The sequence below is a fragment of the Vibrio sp. Vb1554 genome (assembly GCF_033344235.1).
Genome location: NZ_JAWPOJ010000239.1, coordinates 1 through 1,281, shown reverse-complemented (window position 1 = coordinate 1,281; position 1,281 = coordinate 1). Strand labels below are relative to the sequence as shown.

At 46.1% G+C, this 1,281-nt stretch carries 1 protein-coding gene and 1 pseudogene; one reads left to right on the top strand and one right to left on the bottom strand.

Annotated elements, in window-relative coordinates; genetic code table 11:
- Positions 1 to 621 (top strand): annotated as a pseudogene (locus R8N28_RS25285) (MFS transporter); the annotation flags it as partial.
- An 80-nt stretch (positions 622 to 701) separates the two neighbouring features.
- Here R8N28_RS25285 and R8N28_RS25280 read toward each other — a convergent pair.
- The gene (locus R8N28_RS25280) at positions 702 to 1,082 is read right to left on the bottom strand and encodes a cystatin family protein (RefSeq protein WP_024702536.1); all 381 of its coding nucleotides are present in this window, start codon (positions 1,080 to 1,082) and stop codon (positions 702 to 704) included.
- Positions 1,083 to 1,281: the final 199 nt, after the last annotated feature.

Genomic DNA, 1,281 nt, shown 5'->3' with positions numbered 1-1,281 from the left:
AATAAGCCTAAGTTTAGCCACATCTTTTCTAAGTCTGAATCGGTCAACATCTTGTCCGCAGCGCGCATGTTCCTGTTTGGTGCGCGGGATGTCTGGTTTGTGGTGGCTTTGCCGGTTTATCTCGGCAGCGTATTTGGCTGGGATCACTTGTGGGTTGGTGGCTTTTTAGCATCATGGGTGATCGCGTATGGCTTTGTGCAAGGTTTTGCGCCGCGCATTACGGGTAAAGCGCAAGGTCGCGTGCCTGATGGAAGTGCGGCATTGGTGTGGGCGGGGATTCTTGCCTTAATCACGGGCGGGATTGCTTACGGAGTACAAATTGGTTGGCAGCCGGAAATCGTGATTGTGGTTGGGCTGATGATTTTTGGTGCGGTCTTTGCCATTAACTCTTCGCTGCATTCGTATCTGATTGTGAGCTATGCCAAAGGCGACGGCGTCTCGTTGGATGTCGGTTTTTACTACATGGCCAACGCCATGGGACGTTTGATTGGCACGGTATTGTCGGGGTGGATTTACCAAGAAGCTGGACTAGCGGCGTGTTTGTGGGTCTCTTTCGCTTTCTTGGCGCTGACAACGTTGATTTCGATTAAGTTGCCTAAAGCTAATATCGCCACGGCTTAGTTCTGATGAATGTGATGGGCTGAACAGAACATCGTGAATAAAAATGGCTCCAATCGGGAGCCATTTTTTATGTCTGCATATTATGAGCAGAAGCGTCCAAGTTTTGCAGGTTGCGTCATCTTGATTTCGTCGTCTAACGAGCGGTAGACAATCGTATTCCAGATTTCGCCATTATCCATTTCAAATTCAATCGCGTAATTAATGCCGCTTACCACCTGAGTGCGAACACTGAGGATTTGCTTTAACTTAGCGGAAGTGTTCATTTGCGCGAGTACCACATCAAGCAATGGTTGCGCTTCATCGGTCATGTCACTTTGCGACCATCCGCCGGGCAGTTTTTCTAAGTTACAGATTGGGTTCGCTTCCTGTTGCGATTGGGCAGGTGCCTCGGTCTCTTCCTTTTGATTACATCCAGCTAAAGCCACTACACATACGAGTGACGCCAATAATGTTTTCTTCATAACAAGACCTTTCTTTGTAATGTGCTCAGTATCCTAGGGGGTTCTGTTCATTATATCTGTTTCATATTCGAGAAAGTGTTGGTCACATATCGCTTTGTTTCAATCGATTCTGTTCAGCAGTATTTATCGGTTAAATACAATTAACAGGTCATTGTTGGGTTAAAAATAAGCAAAAACAGATTGTTAACTATTTAATTGA

Coding starts and splice junctions, on each gene's coding strand:
- R8N28_RS25280 (WP_024702536.1), bottom strand. CDS start 1,082: ATGAAGAAAACATTATTGGCGTCACTCGTATGTGTAGTGGCTTTAGCT.